The sequence below is a fragment of the Nocardiopsis metallicus genome (assembly GCF_014201115.1).
In the GTDB taxonomy this organism is placed as follows: Bacteria; Actinomycetota; Actinomycetes; order Streptosporangiales; family Streptosporangiaceae; genus Nocardiopsis; species Nocardiopsis metallicus.
This window is the reverse complement of record NZ_JACHDO010000001.1, coordinates 2,219,248-2,236,197: the sequence shown is the minus strand read 5'-3', so window position 1 is coordinate 2,236,197 and position 16,950 is coordinate 2,219,248. Positions and strand designations below refer to the sequence as shown.

14 protein-coding genes and 1 pseudogene are annotated in these 16,950 nt (G+C 65.8%); 8 read left to right on the top strand and 7 right to left on the bottom strand.

The features are described 5' to 3' along the window. Positions 1-33 precede the first annotated feature (33 nt). Positions 34-3,012 carry a DEAD/DEAH box helicase gene (locus HNR07_RS09605; protein WP_184364459.1) on the top strand — a complete coding sequence of 993 codons (2,979 nt, stop codon included), beginning with the start codon at positions 34-36 and terminating at the stop codon, positions 3,010-3,012. Next, positions 3,012-7,073 carry an Eco57I restriction-modification methylase domain-containing protein gene (locus tag HNR07_RS09600; protein ID WP_184364457.1) on the top strand — a complete coding sequence of 1,354 codons (4,062 nt, stop codon included), beginning with the start codon at positions 3,012-3,014 and terminating at the stop codon, positions 7,071-7,073. Before HNR07_RS09605 ends, HNR07_RS09600 begins: the two co-directional genes overlap by 1 nt. A gap of 70 nt (positions 7,074-7,143) precedes the next feature. Here HNR07_RS09600 and HNR07_RS09595 read toward each other — a convergent pair whose 3' ends face one another. From HNR07_RS09595 to HNR07_RS09585, 3 genes are read right to left on the bottom strand one after another with little or no spacing between them, the layout of a single operon-like run. Continuing rightward, on the bottom strand, positions 7,144-7,377 hold the full coding sequence (locus HNR07_RS09595) for a DUF397 domain-containing protein (protein WP_184364456.1): 234 nt from the start codon (positions 7,375-7,377) through the stop codon (positions 7,144-7,146). An 11-nt stretch (positions 7,378-7,388) separates the two neighbouring features. Further along, positions 7,389-7,598, bottom strand: a complete 210-nt coding sequence (locus HNR07_RS09590; protein WP_184364455.1) for a DUF397 domain-containing protein — start codon at positions 7,596-7,598, stop codon at positions 7,389-7,391. Continuing rightward, positions 7,598-8,497: a helix-turn-helix domain-containing protein gene (locus HNR07_RS09585; RefSeq protein ID WP_184364454.1), complete on the bottom strand. Its 900-nt coding sequence runs from the start codon at positions 8,495-8,497 to the stop codon at positions 7,598-7,600. The genes HNR07_RS09590 and HNR07_RS09585 overlap by 1 nt, the downstream gene beginning before the upstream one ends. A 165-nt stretch (positions 8,498-8,662) precedes the next feature. Here HNR07_RS09585 and HNR07_RS09580 point away from each other — a divergent pair, with 165 nt between their 5' ends. From HNR07_RS09580 to HNR07_RS09570, 3 genes are all read left to right on the top strand, one after another. Beyond that, positions 8,663-9,523 carry a helix-turn-helix domain-containing protein gene (locus HNR07_RS09580; protein ID WP_312893708.1) on the top strand — a complete coding sequence of 287 codons (861 nt, stop codon included), beginning with the start codon at positions 8,663-8,665 and terminating at the stop codon, positions 9,521-9,523. Positions 9,524-9,638: 115 nt separating this feature from the next. Next, positions 9,639-10,163 (top strand): ATP-binding protein, encoded by a 525-nt coding sequence (locus tag HNR07_RS09575; RefSeq protein WP_184364452.1) that lies wholly within the window; start codon positions 9,639-9,641, stop codon positions 10,161-10,163. Further along, the gene (locus HNR07_RS09570; RefSeq protein WP_184364451.1) at positions 10,160-10,627 is read left to right on the top strand and encodes a hypothetical protein; all 468 of its coding nucleotides are present in this window, start codon (positions 10,160-10,162) and stop codon (positions 10,625-10,627) included. Before HNR07_RS09575 ends, HNR07_RS09570 begins: the two co-directional genes overlap by 4 nt. A gap of 79 nt (positions 10,628-10,706) precedes the next feature. On the opposite strand, the gene HNR07_RS09565 is transcribed toward HNR07_RS09570, so the two are convergent. From HNR07_RS09565 to HNR07_RS09550, 4 genes are all read right to left on the bottom strand, one after another. Continuing rightward, entirely contained in the window at positions 10,707-11,288 is a 582-nt protein-coding gene (locus HNR07_RS09565) for a GNAT family N-acetyltransferase (protein WP_184364450.1), read from the bottom strand. Further along, positions 11,281-11,796 (bottom strand): lasso peptide biosynthesis B2 protein, encoded by a 516-nt coding sequence (locus HNR07_RS09560; protein ID WP_221318764.1) that lies wholly within the window; start codon positions 11,794-11,796, stop codon positions 11,281-11,283. The genes HNR07_RS09565 and HNR07_RS09560 overlap by 8 nt, the downstream gene beginning before the upstream one ends. Before the next feature lie 197 nt (positions 11,797-11,993). After that, positions 11,994-13,712, bottom strand: a complete 1,719-nt coding sequence (locus tag HNR07_RS09555; RefSeq protein ID WP_184364448.1) for an albusnodin/ikarugamycin family macrolactam cyclase — start codon at positions 13,710-13,712, stop codon at positions 11,994-11,996. Positions 13,713-13,757: 45 nt separating this feature from the next. Further along, positions 13,758-13,874, bottom strand: coding sequence for an albusnodin family lasso peptide (locus tag HNR07_RS09550; RefSeq protein ID WP_184364446.1), 117 nt, complete (start codon positions 13,872-13,874; stop codon positions 13,758-13,760). A gap of 153 nt (positions 13,875-14,027) precedes the next feature. On the opposite strand from HNR07_RS09550, the gene HNR07_RS09545 reads away from it, so the two are divergent. The 3 genes and pseudogenes from HNR07_RS09545 (at position 14,028) to HNR07_RS09535 (ending at position 16,438) form a co-directional block, all read left to right on the top strand. Beyond that, on the top strand, positions 14,028-14,774 hold the full coding sequence (locus HNR07_RS09545) for a helix-turn-helix domain-containing protein (protein WP_184364445.1): 747 nt from the start codon (positions 14,028-14,030) through the stop codon (positions 14,772-14,774). Positions 14,775-14,782: 8 nt separating this feature from the next. Then, on the top strand, positions 14,783-15,250 hold the full coding sequence (locus HNR07_RS09540; protein ID WP_184364444.1) for an NUDIX domain-containing protein: 468 nt from the start codon (positions 14,783-14,785) through the stop codon (positions 15,248-15,250). 238 nt (positions 15,251-15,488) lie between these two features. Continuing rightward, positions 15,489-16,438 (top strand): annotated as a pseudogene (locus tag HNR07_RS09535) (IS481 family transposase). Positions 16,439-16,950 lie beyond the last annotated feature (512 nt).

Below are 16,950 nucleotides of genomic sequence, written 5' to 3'. Positions count from 1 at the left end.
CAACACCCTGTGAGGAACGAGGAACTCCGTCACATGACCACCACGTACGCACCCGGATCCCTGGTCTCGGCCCGGGGCCGTGAATGGGTGGTGCTCCCCGAGAGCGCCGCCGACATGCTGGTGCTGCGCCCCCTGGGCGGCAGCGACGACGACGTGGCCGCGCTCTTCCCCGCCTTCGAGAAGGTGGCGGCAGCCACCTTCGACGCGCCCGACCCTGCTGACCTGGGCAACGCCGAGGCTGCTGGGTTGTTGCGCAGCGCCCTGCGGATCGGCTTCCGCTCCGGCGCCGGTCCCTTCCGCTCCCTGGCCGGGATCGCTGTGCAGCCGCGGGCCTACCAGCTGGTGCCGCTGCTGATGGCGTTGCGTCAGCAGACCGTGCGCATGCTGATCAGTGATGACGTGGGTATCGGCAAGACGGTGGAGGCCGGCCTGGTCGCTTCTGAGCTTCTGGCCCAGGGCGAAGCCAAGGGCCTGGCCGTGCTCTGTTCCCCGGCACTGGCCGAGCAGTGGCAGGAGGAGCTGCGCACCAAGTTCAACATCGATGCTGAGCTGGTGCTGGCCTCCACGGTTTCGCGGTTGGAGCGCGGCCTGGATCTCGGTCAGTCGCTGTTCGACAAGCACAAGCACGTCATCATCTCCACCGACTTCATCAAGTCCACCCGGCACCGCGACGACTTCGTCCGTCACTGCCCGGACCTGGTGATCGTGGACGAGGCGCACACCTGCGTGTCCGCCGACGACACCAAGGCCAACCAGAGCCAGCTGCGCTACGAGCTCCTGCAGAAGGTCGCCGCCGATCCGGAGCGCCACCTGCTGCTGGTCACCGCCACCCCGCACAGCGGCAAGGAGTCGGCCTTCCGTAACCTGCTCGGCCTGGTCAACCCCGAGCTGGCCACCGCCGACTTCGACACCCGTGCTGGCCGTGAGCTCCTCGCCCGCCACTTCGTGCAGCGCAAGCGCGCCGACGTGCGCCAGTACCTGACCCGGGAGGGTGACGGCCTGGCGGACGACTCCCTCGCGGAGAAGACCGCCTTCCCCTCGGACCGCCAGTTCAAGGACGAGAAGTACAAGCTCGCCTCCGAGTACAAGAAGCTGCTCGAGGACGCGATCGCCTACGCGAGCGAGCGTGTTGAGCAGGCTGGGGCACCCGGCGAGCGCAACTACCGGATCGCCTGGTGGTCGGCGATCGCCATGCTGCGCTCCCTGGTTTCCTCCCCGCGTGCAGCCGCCAAGACCCTCACCACCCGTTCCGCGGCTGCCCTCGCCAAGACGGCGAAGGAGGCCGACGAGCTCGGTGCCCCGCTGATCCGTGACTCGGTCGACTCCGACCAGCTGGAGGGGATCGACACCGCCCCCGGCGCCAAGGCGGATGAGGAAGAGGGCCAGACCAAGCACCCGCTGCTGTTGCTCGCCGAGCGGGCCGAGCAGCTGGAGGGTCCGGCCAAGGACGCCAAGCTCAAGGCCCTGGTCAAGCACCTCAAGGACCTACTGGCCGATGGTTACAACCCCATCGTCTTCTGCCACTACATCGACACCGCCGAGTACGTGGCCGCGAACCTGGAGAACAAGCTCAACGGGCGCGCCAAGGACGGCAAGCCGGGCTGGAAAACCACCGTCAAGGCGGTCACCGGCACGCTTTCCCCGCAGCAGCGCGTCCAGCGCATCGAGGAACTCGCGGAGGAAGCCGCGGCCGAGGCCGCCCGTGAAGCCGAATCCGAGGACGGGGCTGGTACCGCCGCCCGCCGGGTGCTCGTTGCTACCGACTGCCTGTCCGAGGGTGTGAACCTCCAGCACTACTTCGACGCCGTCGTCCACTACGACCTGGCGTGGAACCCCACCCGCCACGACCAGCGCGAAGGCCGTGTCGACCGGTACGGGCAGAAGCGCGATCAGGTCCGCGTCATCACCCTGTACGGCGAGGACAACGGCATCGACGGCAACGTCCTTGAAGTGCTGCTGCGCAAGTACCGCCAGATTCGCAAGGACCTCGGCATTGCTGTGTCCGTGCCTGACGAGTCCTCCGCCGGGGTCACCGACGCCATCGTCGACTGGCTGCTCGTGCGCTCCCGCTCCGGTGAGCAGGAGGCCCTGTTCGGCGCTGAGGAACTCACTTCCCGGGCCGATCAGCTAGAAGCCCAGTGGAAGTCCGCTGCTGATCGCGAGAAGCTCTCCCGCTCCAAGTACGCCCAGCGCGCCATCCACCCGGAGGAAGTTGCCCGCGAGGTCGCTTCGGTCCGGGCGGCCTTGGGCGGTACCGGCGAGGTGCGTGCGTTCGTTGAGAGCTCGCTTCGGGAGCTGGAGGCGATCCTGCGCCCCGCCCCGGACGGTTTCACCGCTGATGTTTCTGGGACCCCGGTCGGGCTGCGCGATGCCTTCTCCCCGGTTCTCGGATCGGCTGCCGTTGAGGACGGCAAGCCCTTCCCGTTCCGCGACACCGCTGCTGTTGCTCGGGGGGAGGCGGCCCTGGTTCGTACCGATCCCGTGGTGGGAGCTCTGGCCTCCCACGTACTGGATGCTGCTCTGGATCCGGACACTGCTGGTGCCCGGCCCGCGCGGCGTTGCGGTGTGGTCCGCACTTCGGCTGTCGAGAAGCGAACCACGCTGTTGCTGGTGAGGTACCGCTTCCATCTGACTTTGCCTTCGAGGCACGGAACCAAGCAGCTGGTGGCTGAGGATGCCAAGCTGCTGGCCTTCCGCGGGGCGCCTGAGCGCGCCGAGTGGCTGGAGCCGTCTGAGGCGGTTGCGCTGCTTGACGCCCGGCCCGACGCCAACACTGATCCTGCGTCTGCTGAGCGCTCCATGACTAAGATCCTTGAGGGTCTGCCCACGGTCTCCGACCGCCTGGTCGAGTACGGCCGTGAGTTGGCTGAGGAGCTTACCGAGTCCCATCGCCGGGTGCGTGGGGCTTCGGGTGAGATCCGTCGTGGTCTGAAAGTCGAACCTCAAGAGCCTGCCGACATCCTCGGCGCCTACGTCTACCTGCCCGCCCCCGCCGCCGGAGGTATTGCCTGATGTCCGCTATCGCAAAGAACCAGGTGTTCACCGCCGTGCACACCGTGGGTGGATTGCTGCCCGCCGACATGCTCGTCCGGATTGCTGAGGGCAAGGACGTTCCCGGCTCCAAGCCCTCTGACTACGGGGTTGTTGGATCTCGTTCGGTCAGCGATGACGCCGAGCGGCACTGGGAATTCCTCAAAGGCGTGTGGAAGGACCTGCGCAAGCAGCTTCCGGCCGAGAAGGACGGGACCCTTGCCGGTGACCCGACTGGCCTGGCCCTGAGTCAGTGGGTGCAACCGCTCTTTGCTGAATTCGGCTTCGGCCGGCTGGGAGAGGTCGGTTCGGGGCGGATCGTAGCTGACGACGACCCGGAGAAGGTCTTCCCGCTCAGCCACCGCTGGCAGCACGTGCCGATCCACGTGCCGGTGTGGGGGACCGAGCTGGACAAGCGTCCCGGGGGAGCGGGGACGGTTCCGCCGCAGTCGCTGGTGCAGGAGGCACTGAACCGGACTTCTGCTCACCTGTGGGCCGTGGTCACCAACGGGCGGCAGTTGCGGTTGCTGCGTGACTCCAGCGCGCTGGCCACAGCGTCGTATGTCGAGTTCGACCTTGAGGCGATCTTCGACGGCGAGCTGTTCAGCGAATTCGTGCTGCTGTACCGGCTCCTGCACGCTTCCCGCTTCGAGGCCAAGGAGGGCGAGCCCTCGGCGTCCTGCTGGCTGGAGAAGTGGCGCACCGACGCCATTACGTCCGGGACACGGGCTCTCGAGCAGTTGCGCAAGGGTGTGCAGGAGGCCATCACGACGCTGGGCACCGGTTTCCTCAAGCACCCGGCCAACAGCCACCTTCGCGAGAATCTGGATGCTAAGGATCTCCATGCGGCTCTGCTGCGCATGGTTTACCGGCTGCTGTTTCTATTTGTGGCGGAGGACCGCGAAGCCCTGCACCCGCCGGAGGCTTCGGAGCAGGCCAGGGAGCGCTACGCGAAGTACTTCTCCTCAGAGCGGTTGCGACGCCATGCCCGCCGCCGTCGTGGTACTGCGCACGGGGACCAGTACCGGGCCCTGAAGATCGTCCTGAATGCTCTCGGTGATGTGAACGGTCGCCCCGAACTCGCTCTGCCGGGGCTCGGTGGTCTGTTCACCGATACTGAAGCTGACGCTCCGCTGCGGGATCTGGAGCTGTCCAACGAGGCACTGCTCGGGGCGGTCCGCCACCTTGCTCAGGTGCGTGACACGGCGTCCAAGCGCTGGCGTTCGGTGGACTACCGGAACCTGGACGCCGAGGAGCTCGGTTCGGTCTACGAATCGCTGCTGGAATTGGTACCCAAGCACAGTGTCGCTGAGCGCACCTTCGAGCTGGTGGAGCTGGCCGGGAACGACCGCAAGACGACGGGTTCCTACTACACCCCCTCTTCACTGATCGAGATCCTGCTGGACTCCTCCCTTGACCCGGTTATCGATGACGCCGTCAAGCGGGGATCGGTCGAGGCCAGTGCGGCGGGGCAGGCGGACGAGTCCGAGGCGATCGTCGCGGAGTTGCTCAAGCTCACCGTCTGCGACCCGGCTTGTGGGTCCGGGCACTTCCTGGTGGCAGCGGCGAGGAGGATCGCCAAGAAGGTCGCAGCGGTGCGGGAGGGTAACCCCGAACCGACCGTGGACGCGGTGCGGCACGCCATGCACGAGGTGGTGGCGCACTGCATCTACGGGGTGGACCTCAACCCCATGGCTGTGGAACTGGCCAAGGTGTCGCTCTGGCTGGAGGCATTGGAGCCCGGCAAGCCGCTGAGCTTCCTGGATGCACACGTCAAGCGTGGAAACGCGCTCATCGGTGCAACCCCAAAGCTGCTGCGTGACGGTATCCCTGACGAGGCGTTCAAGCCCATCGAGGGCGATGACAAGAAATACGCGCGCTTCCTCGCCAAGACCAACAAGGAGGAACGCGGCGGCCAGATCGGCCTCTTCGACATCGACGACGATGCGGTGCAGGTCGACAACACCGTCTACGCGCGGCAGTTGGAGCAGATCACCGGTATCAACGCTGATTCCCTGGACCAGGTACGCCGCCAGGAGGCCGCCTACAGGGAATGGGCCGACTCAGACGAGTACGTGCGTGACAAGCGGGTGGCCGATGCCTGGTGTGGGGCGTTCGTGTGGCGCAAGACCCATGATGCGCCGCGTGCGGTCACCCAAGAAGTCTTCCGGAACCTGTCTAGGGCCAAGGAAGGCAACGGGGCTCCGTACACCACGGTCGAGGAGATTACGCGGTTGCGGGACCAGTACCGCTTCTTCCACTGGCACCTGGAGTTCCCGGACGTGTTCGCTTCGGCTGGTGGTGCGAAGGCGGATGAGGACACTGGCTGGTCCGGCGGGTTCGATTGTGTGGTCGGGAACCCTCCGTGGGAGCGGATCAAGCTTCAAGAACAGGAGTTCTTCGCCCAGCGTGACCAAGAAATCGCCTCAGCGCGCAACGCTGCCGAACGTAAACGTTTGATTGCCGGTCTAAAAATTGATATGCATCGCTCTTTGCTGTTTGAGGAATTTGAAGAAGCGAAGCGCCGATCTGAAGGTGAGAGCAGTTTTCTCCGAAGTAGCGGCCGGTATCCGCTCACTGGGCGCGGTGACATTAATACCTATGCGGTCTTTTCGGAGCTTGACAGATCTCTCATGGGGTCGAATGGTCGAATGGGGGTAATTGTCCCTACGGGAGTCGCTACGGATTCCACTACTCAGTATTTTTTCAAAGACCTGGTGAAGGAGAAGGCGCTAGTATCTCTGTTTGACTTTCGAAATGCTGGCTTCTTTGGTGATGTCGCTGGAGCTCAGGGAAATCGATTCTGTCTCTTTGTCTTGCAGGGGAATGCTAACGACGAGCCGGTCGATATGGTGTATCGTATTGTCGATCTGACTGAACTAGATGATCCTGAGCGTCACATCGTTTTTCGAAGCGAAGATATTGAGCTTATCAATCCTAATACTGGAACGGCTCCAATTTTCAAGTTTCGAAGGGACGCCGAGATTACCTTGGGTGTCTATCGCCGGTTGCCGATCCTGTTGAAGGAGGGTGATCCACGGGGAAACCCCTGGGGCGTTTCGTTTATGACCATGTTCCATATGGCTAATGACTCTGGCTTGTTCTGTGAGCGAGGGGCGCTGGAGGAGGGTGGCTGGAATCTAGAGGGAAATGTCTTCACTAGAGGTCGGGATCGCATGCTCCCACTCTATGAGGCGAAGATGTTGCACCACTACAACCATCGCTTCGGTGACTATTCGCTGGCTGATTTGGTGCAAGGTAAGGGAGTTCGTCAGCTTCCGAGGCCTGAGTTGAGTCGTCTAGATAATCCTTCGTTTTCGGTTCACCCTCGAGAGTGGGTTGATGAGTCCTTGGTGCGGGAGCGTCTGGAGGCAAAAGGGTGGAGTCGCGGCTGGCTGCTGGGGTGGCGTGATGTAACCAGTGGAATTGATGAAAGAACTTCGATATCTGCAATTATTCCCAAGGTTGCAGTTGGCCACAAATATATGCTTATTATATCTTCGATGAAACCGTTCCTGCTTTCTTGTTTGAATTCCATTCAGTCTTCGTTTGTTTTCGACTATGTCAGTCGTCAAAAAATCGGCGGAACGAGCATGGGTTACTTTATTTGGAAGCAGCTCCCTGTTCTATCTCCGGAATTTATTTCTCCGTTCTCGGAGTTTATTGGGCTGCGTTCCATTGAGCTTACTTATACTGCTAGCGATATTGAGCCTTTTGCGCGTGATTTGGGTGATGTGGGGGCACCGTTCAGGTGGGATGAGGAACGGAGAGCGGTGATGCGGGCTGAGCTGGACGCGCTGTTCTTTCATCTTTACGGGATCAACCGTGATGACATGGACTACATCATGGAGACATTCCCGATCGTGAAGAAGAAGGACGTGGCTAAGTACGGGACCTACCGTACTAAGGAGCGAATCCTCGAGATCTACGATCGGATGGCCGAGGCCGGGGTCTCCCGGGACACCCCGCTTGTTGATGGCGAGAACTTCGTCTCCGAGCTGACCCCGCCGCCGGGGCACGGACCCCGTCACGCCCCAGTCTGATCTGAGTCCACAACGAGGCCCCGTCCGCTCGGATGTTGAGTGGACGGGGCCTCGTGGGTTTCAGGGGTGCTTAGCGCACGCTGTGCTGATTGGGGGAGAGGAAGGCACGCCACTCGAGCGCCTCGAAGAAGAGCGCGCCGAGTTCACGGTTCTTCGTATCCCGAATGCCGGTGATTGGTCCTTCCGAAACCTCGACGCAAGCGCCGCGGTCGTTCGTATAGATCGCGGTGTGCCAGGGGTTATGGGCCACCTCAACACAGTTGTTGTCACCGCCGCTGTAGCTGGACTTGAACCACTCGGCCATCAGGTCTCCGATCAAGAGTTGATGCGGGCGCTATCCAGGAAAGCCTGCCACTCGATGGCACCGAAGAACAGTGCGCCGAGCTCACGGTTTTGGGTGTCACGGACCCCGGTGGTAGACCCTTCAGCAACCTCTACGCATGTGCCCCTCTCGGCGCTGTAGCTGGCGGTGTGCCAAGGGCTGGCGGGCACAGTCGACGCCGTAGTTGCTTCGTGCTCAGTCATCAGGGCCTTTCCAGATCTTCCGCCAGGTGACGGATGAAGTCTTGCGTCTCATCCAATGGCAAGGCAGCCGCTTGCATGTGCTCGAACCTGTGCGCATGGTCGGCAAGCTCCTTGCTGCCTTCAAAGAAGTGCCCGCTCGGCAGAACATCGATGTAGCCGACCCGGTCAGTTTCGCCGAGGTGCAGCAAGGTGTAGCCACAGGGCTGTGCCATGCCTTTGGACAGTAGCAGCACCTGAATGTCGATGTTCGGGCGCTTGTTCAGATCCATGAGGTGTTGGAACTGGGTTCGCATCACCTGAGGGCTGCCGACCAGACAGCGCAGTGCCGACTCGTCGATGATCGACCAGATGCGCGGTGAGACTTCGCGATCCAAGATGCTCTTGCAGCGTTCGATCCTGGCCGCCGCGCGCTTCTGGCGCTCCTCGGGATCACTGACAAGCCCTCTGGACATGAGGGCTTCCACGTAATCCGGATGTTGGAGTAGGCCTGGGATGACACCCATGGCGTACTCCTGAATCTTTGTGGCCTCGTTTTCCAGGCTGTAGAAGGCGTTGCCTGCTACGTCCTCGTGCTGGAACCACCAGGGCTTCTGCTTTCTCGCGGCCTTGGCGATCTCCACCAGCTCTTCTCGGAGCGCGTCGCTCGACCCGTACAGGCGGCAGAGAGCTGCCACGGCTTCGGTGGTCAGTCTGACGAACCGGCCGTTCTCGATTCTGTAGAGCTTGCTGGTGTCCCACCCCAGCTCCTTCGCGACCTGCTCCTGGGACATCTTGGCCTGAGCTCTGAGGCGCTTGAGCTGACTCACCAGGTAGTGCCTTCGGACGGGGGAGCCCTGGGCCACGACGGCCTCCTTCGTTCCATCGACGTCGCGCCGGTTGGCGGGGGTCGTAGTCATCATCTCACCAACCAGAAAAAGGACACGTGTTCATAATGCGGACCACTTTAAATGCAGGCCTTGTAACTTTGAAGGCCGCTCTCTAGCTTAGGTGGTGAGACGAACCCCAGCAGCACTGATGGCAGTCGGTGAAGCCGGGAGTTCGTGGAGCTACGGAGAAGAGGTCACGTGGTGGGTGGACGAGGGATACGGGCAGTAGACAGCGGGGGAACTCTGGATCACTGGGAGGGGTTCGGGGCGCGGGTGTGGGCGGCTCGCAGGGAACACGACTTCTCCCTCGACTACCTGGCGGCACAGGTGTACGTCACCAGCGAGATGCTCCAGGAAATCGAAACCGGAGCTCTCGACCCCGGGCGTCGGGTGGCCCAGGACCTGGACCGGAACCTCTACCTCGATGGGGAGCTCTGGGATGCCTGGGGGTCCGCCCATTTGGCCACCCTGTTCCAGGACCGCGTGACGATCACCGACGTCCTGCCCGAGGCCTTCCAGGTCCGGGCCTACGCACCCCTCGTTCTCCCCGAGCCCTACCTCACCGACGCCTACGCGACCGCTCTCCACCGCGCGGAACGCCCCATGGAGTCCCTACTCCTCGACGACGACCGGCCCCATGTCGGGCGGCTGCTCCCCACCAGCGGGGCCGCTCCGCACCACTGCCTGGTGATCGACGAAACCGCGCTCACCCGCACCCTCGCGGACGCCGACACCACGCGGGCCCAGCTCCTCCACCTGCACCGGCTGGCGCAGTCCGACCGGATCACCGTGCACATCATCCCCACGGGCACGCCCTACCACCCGGGGCTGCGCGGGGCCTTCTGGACGCTCTCCTTCTCGCCCGCCCACACGCTCGTCTACTCCCCGCACGCGCGCGGCCCCGGGCACGTAATCAGCGAGCCCGCTCTCGTCAAGGGCTACACCGACCTCTACGCCACCCTCCAGGGCGTCGCGCTCTCCGCCGACGACTCCCTGCACCGCGTCACCGAGATCGCCGCCCGTGTGCCCACCCCTGAGCGCCGCGCGCTGCACCCCTGAACCCCTGCGCCCCTGAAACCGAACCCACACGCAAAAAAGCTCTGGCGGGTGTTGACGCACCCCCAGAGCAGGCCGACCCAGTTCCACACCTTGCGAGTCAGAAAGCGAGATCGACATGTCCAGTGTGCCGTACGTGCGCGCCCCGTTCCACACACCCACCCCGCCCTTCGCGGGACGGCGCTGGTCCTCCCGGGTCTACCCCGGTGACCTGGCGCAGACCTCCTGGGTCCGCTCGGACCTGGCCGCCGACCTGCACCGGCTGGCCGGGCTGCCCGCCGAGACCAGCGAGAACATGGTGCTCTGCGCCAGCGAGATGTTCGCCAACGCCGTCGACCACAGCCGCTCCGGCCAGGACCCCGATGGCCGAGTGATCCGGACCCTGCACATGCCCACCGCCAGCACCGTCCAGGTCGCGGTCGTCGACGACGGCACTCGCACCGACGCCGACGCCTCCGCCCGCCCCGAGATCCCCGAGCACACCCTGGAGGAGTGGGCCCAGGCCGAGCGGGGCCGCGGCCTGCTGCTCATCCACCACCTCGCCGACCGTTGGGGCACCCGCGCGGTGTTGGACTTCCCCTTCTGCGACGCCCTCGGCACCGTGACCTGGGCCGAGTTCTCCCTCCCGGAGCTCACCCAGTGACCGGCCCCCAGCTCGACCCCGGGGTGCGGGAGGTCCTCACCGCACCCCGGGGCCACCGCTTCTCCCACACCCGCACCGGCAGGCGTCCCGTGCCGGCCACCCGCGAAGAGCTCTTCGACCAGATGATGGAGCACCCCAAGGTCCGCTACCGGGTGGAGCACGGCGAAGTCCCGCCCTGGATGGCCACGCACGCCGCCCGCCTGACCAGACAGGCGGCCCCCGCCCCCGAAGAGCCGCGCGACCCTCCGCCTCCGCCGACCCGTCCACCAGCCCGTCCGCCGACGCCCTTCGTACCGCGCCCCCGCCCGGCTCCCGACGACGGGCCGCGCCCCAAACCCCCGCTCCCGCGCCGCCCGCACAGCCACCGCAAACCCTGCTCCCTCACCGGCTGGCGTCTGGCCGCCTACGCCCTGGCCGCCGCCACCGGCGCCCTCGCCCACCACCTGGCCACGGTCCTGCTGTAGCCGCCCGCCACCGCACCCCAGCGAGGCCGCGCCGGAACCCCCACCCGGCGCGGCCTCCACTCGTTCCTTCGCCTTTCCCTCAGCTGTTCTCGTCCACGAGCACTGAAGGCCAGGGGAAGTCCTCGGGAAGTGCGTCCATGACCACCTCGCCGCAACGCTTCCCCTTCCAGACCCCGGCGCTGCGCATGGTGCCGACCTCCCGGAACCCGGCTTTGGCGTAGGCGTTGCGTCCTGCGGTGTTGGGTTCCAGGACCTTCAACCAGACCATCTCCAGACCGATGACGTGGAAGGCGTAGTCCAACGTCAGCCGTGTGGCCGTGGTGCCCACACCCTTGCCCCTGGCCTCCGGGGCGACGACGAGGACGAACTCGGCACTGCGTACCTGATGGTCGATGAGCAGACTGGCCAGCCCGCACGGGGCCGGTTCGTCCCCGCCCAGGTCGTAGACGGTGAACCGGGCCTGGTCGGGAGCTCCGCGCAACTGGTGCTCCAGCCCTTCGGCCCGCGACTCGGGACTCTCGGGCACCTGCCGCCCGTACCCGAGCACCGCGCCCGGGTCGCTCTCCCACCGCCAGTACTCGCGTGCCAGGTCGGCGCGCAGCGCTCCCAGGGCGATGCCCTCGGCCCGCGCCCACAGGACCGGTTCGGCGATGTCACTCACAGGACTCCTCGAAGGGTGTGTAGTCGGTGATGTCGTCGGACTCGGCGACCGCTCGGCCGCCGACCTCGACCCAGGCGTGCAACCGCACCGGATCGGTGGCCACTCCGTGTCGGAAAGCGGCCCGGTAGCCCGCCCAGCGCAGGGCGATACTGATCGCCGCAGCCTCCTCCCAACATGCCACGCGCAACGGCAGGAAGCGGCCTGCTTTGCGCACTGCGTGCGCTGCTTCCACCGCTGCTGTGTGGTCGGTGACGCCTGCCGCCGTCCGGGCCAGCCGCCGGGTGCGGGTGAAAGCGCCCCTGCGGCCGCCAAACCCCCCGCCCAGCACGGTCAGCAGCGCGAGACTCCCCAGGACGTACCAGCGCAGGGCAGCTCGGGGGAGCTGCGCGAGCGCGGCGGGGCTGTCACGTGTGCCCCAGCTGGGGGAGGAGGGTACTCCCGGCCTGACGTTGTCCCAGGCACCGGAGTCCCCGCCCCTCATGAGTACCCCAGCATCCACCAGTGCCACGAGGGTCCGCTCCCGCACGGGGGACGGAGGAAGAGCCGCGGTGCAAGAGCCCCCGGTGCCCCGCAGGTACGCAACGGCCCGAGCGGCCTCCCCGGAGAACAGCCGTACCGTCCCCTTCTCCACGTCCAGTGCGACGCATGCAGCCGGAAAGCAGACCAACCTCAGGTGCGGGGCGGGGGAGAGCGAGGGCGGAAGAGTCATCTCCCCGCCTCCTGCCGCGCCGGGGTCCGGGTCCATACGGTCGGAGGGCTCGCTTCGACCGCACGCGCCCACACCTCGGCGGCGGCCACCGGCTCCAACAGTCCCCACGGTGTCTCCCTGCCCGAAGCCGCTGCTCGCAGTTCCTCGTGTACTGCCTGCGGATCGATCAGGCCGTGGCCCGCCAGCCAGCCGTCGACGAGCAGCGCCGACACCTCGGGAAGGTGCGCACGCAACCCCAGGTGGTGGTCGGCGTCCGTGCCGCCCTTGGTGCGGCGACGTGCGATCACCTCGGGCAGGATGTCCCGCATCGCCTCCGTCAACTGCGGTTTGTAGCTCCAGGGCGACCCCCGGTCCCCGACACGGAAGGTCAGAGCGGCCTCCACCACGGCCCTGTCCAGGAACGGAGCCTCCAGACGCACCCCGAAGGACGCGGCGAACTGCGCGTCGGCGTGGGCGGTGCGCCCGATGCCGCGCAGCGCGAGCAGTTCCGCGTCGCCGCGCAGCAACTCCACGGTGCGACGGCTTGGACCGGCCACGGACGTGTTCTCTGCCTTCGGGGCGAGCCAGTGCGGGGAGGACCTGTGCCCGTTTCGGGCCATACGCGAAAGCATGCCGAGCGGGCTCTGGCGATCGAGCTTGGCCCACCCGTACAGATCCCGTAGAGCGCGGACCACTCGGCCGCGCGCAACCAGCCTGAGTGTGAGCTCGGGCGACTGCATCAACAGCGCGTCGCCCCCGTCGCCGCTCATGTGGAGGGTGCTTCCGCCGGCGCGGATCCGCTCGTAGGCCAACACGTGCCGGGCACTGGTGATGGTGGCCGGAGCGGGTTCGTCGGTTGGCGGGACCCGGTCCAAGCCGCCGTAGGGGAGTTCCGCCTCGGTCAGGGGCAACAGCGTGTGGTTCACATCGGCTCGTCCGTGTACCGCCTCACGTGCGTGGTCCATGTCGCCGCCGTGGTCCCTGGACGCCGGGTGGACGGTCCAGGCGGTGAGGGGTTGTGTGCCCGCAGCCTGCTTCGAGGAGAGAAGGCACAGTGTGGTCGAGTCCAGGCCCCCGCTCAGGTCGCAGGAGAGGTGTTCTGCCTGTGCGATCCGTACCGCCACAGCTTTTTCCAGCGCGTCTTTGAACAGCTGTGCGGCTTCGTTTCGGGGTGAGCACTTGGGCGGAGACCACCAGCGGGTGAGTGTGGCCCGCTCTCCTGAGCGCACCGTGAGGCAGTGCCCCGGAGGAACGGTGCGAACCCCCTGAAAGGCGCTGTGTTCCGTCCCGTGCGCTCCCACTGGATCCAGGAGCAGACCAGACACCCACGCCGGGTCCACTCCGGTACGGGTGAGACCCGACAGGGCACGGCTGGAGGACGCCCACACCGTAGAACCCTCCATCTCACAGAAGTGGATCGGTAGCGCGTGGGCCGGGTCGGTGAACACGCTCGCCCCTTCCTGGTGAGCGACGAGAACCGTGTAGTTGCCGGACCAGGTGGGCGGTCCGGATCGCCAGTCTCCCGAGAGCCAGGCGCGCAGGCAGAGGGCGGAGACCGTGTGAGTGCCCAGTACCGCCCCGTGCAGGGGGCCGGTCTCAGCGGTGGTCACGGCCATCCCGGAACCCGGGCCCGCCGTCCACAGCTCCCCGGAGGGGATCGCCCGGGACCAGGCGGGTGCTGTCGGCCGTAGAGAAGGGGAGCCGGTGGCCGTGACCACCCCGCCGAACCATTCCATGTCTCTCCTGTCCTCGGGGGCACGTCCACCGGTCCCGTAACCGGCCTACTGGTACTTGTAGCGCTTGTCCTCGCTACCGCTCCTGCTGCTGGTCCCCTCGGTCAGTTCCACTGCATCCCCGAGTTCGACCACGACGGAAAGGTCGTCGTCCGACTCGAACACAGGTGCCTCAACTGGCCGGCTCTGGTCCTGCATCGCTGATCGCTCCCTTGCTGGTGTTGTTCGCGGAGCCCAAGTCTGTTCCCGCTCCGGGGGACGCCGCTACCGCACCAAGGACGCCTCGAAGGACGTCTCCGGTGCGGTAGAAACGTCCCCATGCCCCCCAACGAACGTCTGCGCGTCTGCCTGGAGCAGTCCGGGCACACAGCAGCCTCTCTCGCCGCGCATGTGGGCACCGACCCCAAGACAGTGGCCCGCTGGATCAGTACCGGGCGCGTGCCCCACCGCCGCAACGCCCACGCGGTCGCGCGTGCACTGGGAACGGACGCCCGTGAACTCTGGCCTTCCCTGGAACGGCGGAGCAAGAGAACGGCGGCCGCGGACGAGGATCTGGTGGCCGTCCACCGCCACCGCTCCGATGTCTCAGCCGAGCAGTGGCGGGACGTGTTCGCAGCTGCTGAGAGGTCGATCGACATCCTGGTCTACGCGGCCCTGTTCCTCCACGAACAGATTCCCGGCTGGAACGACCTGCTCAGAGAAAAGGCCGGGGGCGGCGTTCGCGTGCGTGTGCTCATCGGGGACCCCGATTGCGAGGCCGTACGTGTGCGCGGTGAGGAGGAGAGCTTCGGCCACGGCATCCAGTCCCGATGCCACCTGGCCGCGATGCACTACCGGCCCCTGACAGCGACTCCTGGAATCGCGGTGAGAGTGCACTCCACGACGCTGTACAACTCGCTCTACCGGGCCGATGACCAGATGTACGTCAACACGCACCTGTACGGGGTCAACGCCTACGGCAATCCGCTGCTGCGGCTGAAACGCACGGCTGCCGGAGGAATGTTCGACGCCTACACCGCCAGCATGGACGCCGTATGGCACACGGCCCGACCACTTGAGGAGTGAATCAGCACATGGCCAGAACCGAGTACTACGACGACCCGGACGCCCCCGTGCCCAACAGCCTGGTGGTGGCGGCCAGCGCGGCCGTCCTCGACGAGGCGGGCCGTCTGCTGTTGCAGCGGCGGGTGGACAACGGGCTCTGGGCGATGCCGGGCGGGGTGATGGAGATGACCGAGAGCCTGCCCGAGGCGGCTGTCCGGGAGGTGCGCGAGGAGACCGGCTACGAGGTGGAGGTGACGGGGCTGGTGGGCACCTACACCGACGCCCGGCACGTGATCGCCTACAGCGACGGGGAGGTGCGCCGCCAGTTCAACGTGTGCTTCCGGGCCCGGGTGGTCGGGGGAGGACCCGCGGTCAGCGACGAGTCGCACGAGGTGGGCTGGTTCACGGCTGGGGAGATCTCGGGGTTGGACATGCACCACACCCAGCGCCTGCGCGTGGAGCACGCTTTCAGGGAAGGTGCTGCCCACGCAGGATGAACCGAAAAGACGCGCCTTCAGGAGGCCGTTCTCGGGCACGGGAACACCATTCGCCGCCTTGGTTCCACGCACCTGTGCAGCCTGCGATCCCCGCCGCACTCCGTGGTGCCTAGTTGTACTGACCACGGAGGTTGAGTCCAGCCCGGCAGTGATTTGACAGCAAGAGAGGGCCTCCGACATAGGTGTGGATTGTCTAGATCAACACCTGAAGTAGATCAGGAGGCCCTCCGTGACCCACATTACCCATGCCAATGCCCGTCTCACACCCGCCGGACGCCTGGCGTTGGCCCGCTGCGTGGTCGAAGACGGCTGGCCGCTACGCCGAGCCGCCGAACGCTTCCAGACCAGCGTGAGCACCACCAAACGTTGGGCCGACCGCTACCGCACCCACGGCCAAGCCGGGATGGGCGACCGCTCCAGCCGCCCACACCACTCACCCCGGCGCACCCCACCCGCCGTGAACGCCGCGTCATCAAACTCCGCGTGACCCAACGCTGGGGACCCGCCCGTATCAGCGGCCACCTGGGCATGCACGCCTCAACCGTCCACCGCGTGCTGACCCGCTACAAGTGCGTCCGCCTGGCCCACACCGACCGGGCCACCGGTCGTGTGGTGCGCCGCTTTGAGCGCTCCCGGCCCGGTGAGCTCGTGCACGTGGACATCAAGAAGCTCGGCAACATCCCTGTCGGAGGAGGACACCGAGCGCTGGGACGACCCCAGGGCCGCAAGAGACGCTCCAAGGCCGGGTACGCCTACATCCACAACGCCGTGGACGACCACTCCCGTCTGGCCTACAGCGAGCTCCTGGCCGACGAGAAGAAGGAGACCGCCACCGGCTTCTGGAAACGTGCCCACGCCTACTTCAGCTCGGTCGGCATCACGGTGGAACGGGTACTGACCGACAACGGGGCCTGCTACAAGTCCCACGCCTGGCGGGACCTGCTCGCCGACCAGGGCGTCAAACACAAGCGCACCCGCCCCTACCGGCCCCAGACCAACGGCAAGGTCGAGCGGTTCAACCGGACCCTGGTCGATGAATGGGCCTACGCCCGCCCCTACACCAGCGAGAGCCAGAAGCGGGAGGCGTTCACCGGATGGTTGCACGAGTACAATCACCACCGGTTCCACACCGCGATCAGCGGCCCTCCCGCCTCCCGCGTACCTAACCTCTCAGGTCAGTACACCTAGTCACCTACACCGTCACCGCCCTGGCAGGGGCCGTCGCCCATCACTTGGCCGCGTTCCTGCTGTAACCATCCGCCATCGAACCAGGGCAGAGCCGCGTCGCAACACCTGTCCCGGATCGGTTCCCCGCGATCCCCTGCCTGGGTTTCGGCGTCGTCGCTCATGAGTACCGCCGACGGACCGGGCACCTCCGGGCAGGGACATCCATGACCGCCTCGCCCAGCGGTGGCCGCCTTTTGTCTGGAATCGCGCAGGACCGACCTCCCGGATCTCACGTCGACGCTCTCGTCACAGGTCCCGGAACAGATCCTTGTCATGCACGTCGTCACTCCGGTGGCCTGCTCACCCGAAGTGCCAGGTGCTGCCGTCAGCAGCTTGGCGAGAGCTCAGGAGGGCATGCCGTCCGGCGCAGATCCTCAGAAAAAAAATCTCGTCGTTCGGGAACCACCATCACGGTGTGGTCGTCATAGGTACAGTAGGAAACTGTTAGCGACGTTCACATAATAATGAGGTTA

Excerpts from the sequence above, each read along its gene's own strand:
- HNR07_RS09540 (WP_184364444.1), top strand. The coding sequence starts at position 14,783 with ATGGCCAGAACCGAGTACTACGACGACCCGGACGCCCCCGTGCCCAAC.
- HNR07_RS09545 (WP_184364445.1), top strand. The coding sequence starts at position 14,028 with ATGCCCCCCAACGAACGTCTGCGCGTCTGCCTGGAGCAGTCCGGGCAC.
- HNR07_RS09575 (WP_184364452.1), top strand. The coding sequence starts at position 9,639 with ATGTCCAGTGTGCCGTACGTGCGCGCCCCGTTCCACACACCCACCCCG.
- HNR07_RS09600 (WP_184364457.1), top strand. The coding sequence starts at position 3,012 with ATGTCCGCTATCGCAAAGAACCAGGTGTTCACCGCCGTGCACACCGTG.
- HNR07_RS09555 (WP_184364448.1), bottom strand. The coding sequence starts at position 13,712 with ATGGAATGGTTCGGCGGGGTGGTCACGGCCACCGGCTCCCCTTCTCTA.
- HNR07_RS09585 (WP_184364454.1), bottom strand. The coding sequence starts at position 8,497 with ATGATGACTACGACCCCCGCCAACCGGCGCGACGTCGATGGAACGAAG.
- HNR07_RS09605 (WP_184364459.1), top strand. The coding sequence starts at position 34 with ATGACCACCACGTACGCACCCGGATCCCTGGTCTCGGCCCGGGGCCGT.
- HNR07_RS09590 (WP_184364455.1), bottom strand. The coding sequence starts at position 7,598 with ATGACTGAGCACGAAGCAACTACGGCGTCGACTGTGCCCGCCAGCCCT.
- HNR07_RS09595 (WP_184364456.1), bottom strand. The coding sequence starts at position 7,377 with ATGGCCGAGTGGTTCAAGTCCAGCTACAGCGGCGGTGACAACAACTGT.